Annotated in this window: 5 protein-coding genes; 3 read left to right on the top strand and 2 right to left on the bottom strand. The window is 55.0% G+C overall.

The window, feature by feature from the left end; genetic code table 11:
• Nucleotides 1–474: 474 nt before the first annotated feature.
• On the bottom strand, nucleotides 475–1536 hold the full coding sequence (locus JUK32_RS09640) for a hemolysin family protein (RefSeq protein ID WP_204138648.1): 1062 nt from the start codon (nucleotides 1534–1536) through the stop codon (nucleotides 475–477).
• 89 nt (nucleotides 1537–1625) lie between these two features.
• Here JUK32_RS09640 and JUK32_RS09635 point away from each other — a divergent pair, with 89 nt between their 5' ends.
• Nucleotides 1626–3527, top strand: a complete 1902-nt coding sequence (locus tag JUK32_RS09635; RefSeq protein ID WP_204138647.1) for an ABC transporter ATP-binding protein — start codon at nucleotides 1626–1628, stop codon at nucleotides 3525–3527.
• A gap of 155 nt (nucleotides 3528–3682) precedes the next feature.
• Here the strand turns inward: JUK32_RS09635 and JUK32_RS09630 are convergent, their stop codons facing one another.
• Nucleotides 3683–4123, bottom strand: a complete 441-nt coding sequence (locus JUK32_RS09630) for a hypothetical protein (RefSeq protein ID WP_204138646.1) — start codon at nucleotides 4121–4123, stop codon at nucleotides 3683–3685.
• 159 nt (nucleotides 4124–4282) lie between these two features.
• Between JUK32_RS09630 and msrP the strand changes: the two genes are divergently transcribed.
• Nucleotides 4283–5275, top strand: coding sequence for a protein-methionine-sulfoxide reductase catalytic subunit MsrP (msrP, locus tag JUK32_RS09625; protein ID WP_204138645.1), 993 nt, complete (start codon nucleotides 4283–4285; stop codon nucleotides 5273–5275).
• A gap of 15 nt (nucleotides 5276–5290) precedes the next feature.
• Nucleotides 5291–5938 carry a hypothetical protein gene (locus JUK32_RS09620; RefSeq protein ID WP_204138644.1) on the top strand — a complete coding sequence of 216 codons (648 nt, stop codon included), beginning with the start codon at nucleotides 5291–5293 and terminating at the stop codon, nucleotides 5936–5938.
• The last annotated feature ends 62 nt before the right edge of the window (nucleotides 5939–6000 follow it).

Raw genomic sequence — 6000 nt, 5'->3', positions numbered from 1 at the left:
CACAGATGGCTCCCCTTCTCAATCTGAGAATCTAGCTACATCAATACTCTCAGGACTTTTCTGCACCACTAAGGTTGAGCGGAGTCGAAACTCGGTTCATGGGGATCTTTTTTGCGCGCAAGTCCCTTAGTCACACAAACTGTTGCTAATGCTGCAAGTATAGGCATGTCAAGTGCTCCCCCCTGACAAGGTAAGGGATATGCCGCTAAATGATGTTTCTGATAAACCCGGTTTCGACTTCGCGTGAACTGCTCGCTTCGTAAGTTGGGCAGAGTCGAAACTTGATCGGCGGGGAGTTGAGTAACAGGCGAGCTCCTCGGCCAAGTGGTCTAGTACCGGATTAAATGAGCAACTTCCATCAGCCTTCGTTTCGCAGTATTGGTCAATGACGCCTCGTTGTCACCCGTTTATGTGGTGTGAGGTCTGACTCATGCCCGGTGCGTTCCACAGTACGGGGAGACGATGCCCTGGTGGTCACTGCTGCTTAGAAGAGGGCAGGTCGCCAAAGCCTTTAGATTGGAGCAGTCGCTTACGCCGCTGTCGGGCTAAGGCTTGTAAATCGACGTTGACGTCTGTCTCATCTACGATTTCCCCGGTTAGTTCTTCGAGGACGTCTTCTAACGTGACGACGCCGGAAACACCGCCAAATTCATCCACCACTACGGCGATGTGCTCTCGGTTGGTTTGAAATTCTTGCAGGAGTTTGTCGGCGCGTTCGCCTTCGGCGATGAACCGGACGTTGCGTTTGAGCGTATGGGCGGGCTGGTCGCCCTGATTTTCGATGAGTGCTGTCAATAGGTCATCTTTGAGGGCCACCCCTTGAACGTGATCAATGTCTTCTTCGATCAGCAGAATCCGGCTGTGGGGTGAGGCGAGAATATCGTCTTTGAGACGAGCGATCGCCGCATCCCCTGGCAGATACGTTAATTCGACTCGCGGGGTCATGATATGCGCGGCTTGAATGTCGTTAAGCCGAAACACGCGGCGAATCATTTCGGCTTCATCTTCTTCGATGATGCCTTCCTGATAGCCAATGGAAGCCAGGAGCTTAATCTCCGTTTCGTTGGTGGTAGGGAGTCGATTGCTGCGGGCAAAGGGCGCGGTAATGCGCTCCAACATGACGACAAATGGGGTCATGAGCAAGGTCACCGCTTTGACGGGAATCGCCATCAGTAACGCGATTTGCTGGGCATGTTGTTCGGCCAAGGTTTTCGGCAAAATTTCGCCAAACACGATGACGAGGAACGTCAAGATGCCAGAAAAGACCCCGAGCAGAGTATCGCCAAAGACAGTGACCGCGAGGCTGCCAATCATAATGCTGCCGACAATATTGAACAGATTGTTGAGAATCACGATGGTCGCGATCGGCCGATTCACCCTTTGCCGAATCGACAAGAGCGCCAACGCGCGAGGCTGTCGTGATTGAGCCAATTGTCGCGCTTTCAAAATCGGTACGGAGAGGAGAGCCGTTTCGGTACCGGAGCAGATGGCTGAGCCGATCAGCATGACCAGCACGGCGATCGCAAGTGTGAACATCCTGTTTTCGGGAAACCGTTTTCTAGGGGAGACCGCTGTTATGATCCAGCTAATCCAACTGTACGCTGTCAATGCCTGTGTTTGATCCCATGACTGTTCCTGTATTGGATGTTCGCCACCTGTCTGTGCAATTCAAAACCGAGAGTGGTCTGATTCAGGCCGTGCGGGATATTTCCTTTCAAGTGCCACGGGGGCAAACCTTGGGCATTGTCGGTGAGTCTGGTTCGGGCAAGTCGGTGACGGCGCTGTCGGTGATGGATTTGATTCCGCATCCGCCCGGTGAAATTACTGGGGGGGAAATCTTTTTTCAAGCCGCCGCCGATACGCCTGCAGTCGATTTGCGATCGCTCGCGCCCGCCACGATGCAAAAGCTGCGGGGTGACCAGGTTTCCATGATTTTTCAGGAACCGATGAGCTCCCTCAACCCGGTGTATACCTGTGGGTTTCAGCTTATCGAAGCGATTTTGCAACATCAGGAATTGTCTCAAGCGCAAGCCGTTAAGCAGGCGATCGCGTTACTGCAAGAAGTCAAACTTTTAGACAGTAACGATGAATTAGCGACCATCCTGGCCCAGGAACATCCCGCTTGGACGCCGCCCCAAGTGTTAGCAGCGGTCGAACAGCGCCAGCAAGAAATGCTCAACCGTTATCCCCATGAGCTGTCAGGGGGGCAATTGCAGCGGGTGATGATTGCCATGGCGATCGCCTGCGACCCCACTTTGCTGATTGCCGATGAACCCACCACGGCGCTGGATGTGACGGTGCAGGCACGGATTCTGGATTTGCTACGGGAACTGCGCGATCGTCGGGGCATGGGCATGATTTTCATCACCCACGACCTGGGCATCATTGCCGAAATCGCCGATCAGGTCGCCGTCATGTATCAGGGCGAAATCGTGGAATATGGCTCCATTTGGGAGATTTTCTCGAATCCTCAACATCCCTATACCAAGGGGCTGCTGGCCTGCCGTCCGACACCACATCAACGGTTGCGCCAACTGCCTACAGTCTCGGACTTTATGGAAGTCGTGCCCGATGCCAGCGGAACGCCTCAAATTCGCGAAAAACCCCAGAATGCCGAGAGCGTGCAGGTCTATCAAACGGTGGTGACGGCGGCAGAGTCGGCGGCCAGGCTGGCGGCAATCACTGAGCAAGGCCCACTGCTGAAAGTGGAGAACCTGCAAGTGGGATACCCAGTGCGGGGCGTCTTGGGGAATACCAAACGCTATGTGATGGCGGTGAACAATGTTTCGTTCGAGGTCTTTCAAGGCGAAACCTTTGGGCTCGTGGGTGAATCGGGCTGCGGCAAAACCACCCTGGCGCGATCGCTGCTGCGGTTAGCCCCCGCGATGGGCGGGCATGTCTGGTTCAACGGACAAGATGCGCTCAGTTTGAAAGGCGCAGGCTTAAAAAAGCTGCGGCGGGAGATGCAATACATCTTTCAAGATCCCTTTAGTGCGCTGGATCCTCGAATGAGCGTGGGAGCCGCGATCGCGGAACCGCTGAAAATTCATAAAGTTGCCCGCAGTCGTCGCAATCGCCAAGAGCGCGTCGCCTACCTGCTAGAACGGGTTGACCTCGATCCTGACTGCATCAATCGCTTTCCCCACGAGTTTTCCGGAGGGCAACGTCAGCGCATTTGCATTGCCCGGGCCTTAGCACTCAACCCTCAGTTCATCATCTGCGACGAGTCCGTGTCCGCGCTAGATGTGTCAGTGCAGGCCCAGGTTTTGAACTTGCTGAAGGAACTACAAGCGGAATTCAAGTTGACCTACATCTTTATTTCCCACGATCTGGCGGTGGTGAAATTTATGAGCGATCGCATCATGGTGATGAACCAAGGCCAGCTAGAAGAGCTTGGCCCCGCCGACCGCATTTACTTTGAGCCACAACGAGAATATACCCAGCGCTTAATTCAGGCCATCCCCGTCGGCAATTTAGAGCGCATTCAAGAACTCCAGTCCGCTCGCCAAAACAAGATGGCCAGCTAAGGCATCCTGCATCGAGAGTACCGAGTTGCTGTACGCTCGTCAGTGCTCCTGAGCCGTACCTAGGATTTCATCAGCAACATCTGAGCGTGTCCCCGTAGTCTGGCCGCTTGCCCATAAAGCCGCCACCGGAGTGCGATCGCGCCTGCCAATTTCCCTTATCCAGAGGGCTCACTGGCTCCCGGCAAATTGGGCTTCAGTACCTCCATCACCTGCGCATGTAGGGTGGCAATTTTGGGATAATTATCGACGGCGCGCTGGTACCGAACCGCCGCCTCGCTCACCGCATCTGACTGTAGGGGCAAAATGTCGTGGGCTTCTTCCAGCAGGCCATGAATCACGTTGGGCGAAACCGGCTCTTTAGAGGCCACCGATTCGTCAATGCGGGCAATGAACTGTGAAATGGGCCGCAGCCAATCAAACCACTCATCACTAATCACGAGCTGAAATAGCTCCATTTTGGAGGTGATGGGGCCGTGGACGCGCTCGTAGCTGTCTTGCTCGGCTTCGAGCAGCGCTTTGTGCAGCCTCAGCATCAGCGGTCGCAGCGTCTTGAGTTTTTCGTAGGCGGGCATGGAGACAAAGGAAGAATCAGTCATGCAATCAGGCGGGCATTCAACAATCTGTTTTATCTTGTCACATCCTGCCAAGATGATTAAGCGGGATTCTCGGTGAGGGCAGAGCGATCGCGGTTCTCTCCTGAACCGAGAAAAAATGTCACAATCGGGGGGAATGCCACCCCCACTAGCGATCGCCCCATGAGCTTCATCCACCTTCCCCAATCCTGGCAGTTACCCACTAGCCGTGTGACCCCCGAAGCCGCTTACTGGAATCGCCGCCGAGTGCTTAAGGGGCTGGTCGGCATGGGGATTGGGGCCTCCGCCGTCTCGTTTGCGTCTTGCCAGCGATCGGCCACCAATCCAGACTCCGCCCTGCAAGCCACCTGGGGTAACCGACTCAACGGCTTCACCCTGAATCCAGACTTTCGCGATGCGGGGCGGGCCATCACTGAAAGGTCAGACGCCACCAGCTACAACAACTTCTATGAATTTGGCGGCACCAAGAATATTTGGGAAGCCGCCCAAGCACTGCCGACCGATCCCTGGACGTTGGAGGTGGGCGGCTTGGTCAAAAATCCCCAAACCTATGACCTGGACGATCTCACCCAGCGCTTCCCGTTGGAAGAGCGGGTCTATCGCTTTCGCTGTGTCGAAGCTTGGGCCATGGTCGTGCCCTGGCTAGGCTTTCCGATGCGATCGCTGATGGCGGCGGTGGAACCAACTAGCGACGCCAAATTTGTCAGCTTCACCTCGTTCTACGATCCGGAAGTCACCCCTGGCCCATCGTGGGGCTTGGGGCGCGATCTGCCCTGGCCCTACGTCGAAGCCTTAACCATTGAAGAAATGGCGAACGAACTCGCCTTCTTTGCCGTCGGTTTGTATGGCCGCACGTTGCCGAAGCAAAATGGTGCCCCGATTCGCATGGTGCTGCCCTGGAAATATGGGTTTAAAGGCGGCAAATCGATTGTGAAAATTGAGTTCACCCGCGAACAGCCCGCCACCTACTGGAATACGATTTCTCCCAATGAATATGGCTTTGAGGCCAATGTGAATCCTGACGTGCCCCATCCTCGCTGGTCACAAAAGACGGAAAAAATCGTTGGCACCAACACCAATCCGTTTGACTGGGAGCGACAAGACACGGTCATCTACAACGGCTACGGCGACTATGTGGCCGATTTGTACGCCTAGCGGAGTTGGGTTGGCATGGCATCAGAAATCACGGAACTGTTGGTGGCGCTGCGGGCGTGGCAAAAAGCCGTCAAACAGTTGAAACACTCGGGCACTACCACCGCAGAGCGGCAGCAAGTTTTGGGAGCCGCTCAGCAGCAGGTGTTGAGCCAGTTGGCGAAGTCTGCGGTGGAAGCGGAGATTGAGGCGTTGATTCAATCGGCAGCAACGGCTTCGGGGGCGATGGAGGAGTTGCGATCGCGCCTCCGCCCAGATCCCGCCCCCTTTGTCTCAACAGAACTCGACTCAATTCATCCCCTGGGGGTCAGCCACAACACTTTTCAACAAGTGATTGCGGACTATCTGCGATCGCCAGATGCAGACCACCCCATCGGTAACAGCCAGCAAATTCTCAGGATGTTCACTGCGCTGAATGACGCCGTGCTCACCGAGCATGAAGAGACCATTGCCCTGAGCCGCAAACCCAAAAAGCGGCGGCGACGCGATTTATCCTTAGGCACACTGCAAACCGCGATCGGCATTGGCTTAGTGGCTGGCAACACTCAAATGGATTCCACGGTGGCCAATTCTTCTTACATTTTGGGCGGCAATGCCTTGCTCACTGCGCTGCAAAATTTTGTTGGAAGGATAGAGGAGGTGGTTGATGGCAAACCACCGGACTAACATGAGCCTTCGGCTTGAAAATTTCGCATTCCCGTCAAAGCCTCTCTGAAGCGGAAGACTTG

The sequence above is a fragment of the Halomicronema sp. CCY15110 genome, from assembly GCF_016888165.1.
Lineage (GTDB): Bacteria > Cyanobacteriota > Cyanobacteriia > Phormidesmidales > Phormidesmidaceae > Halomicronema.
The sequence above is the reverse complement of the archived record's forward strand: the minus strand, read 5'-3'. Positions and strand labels throughout refer to the sequence as shown.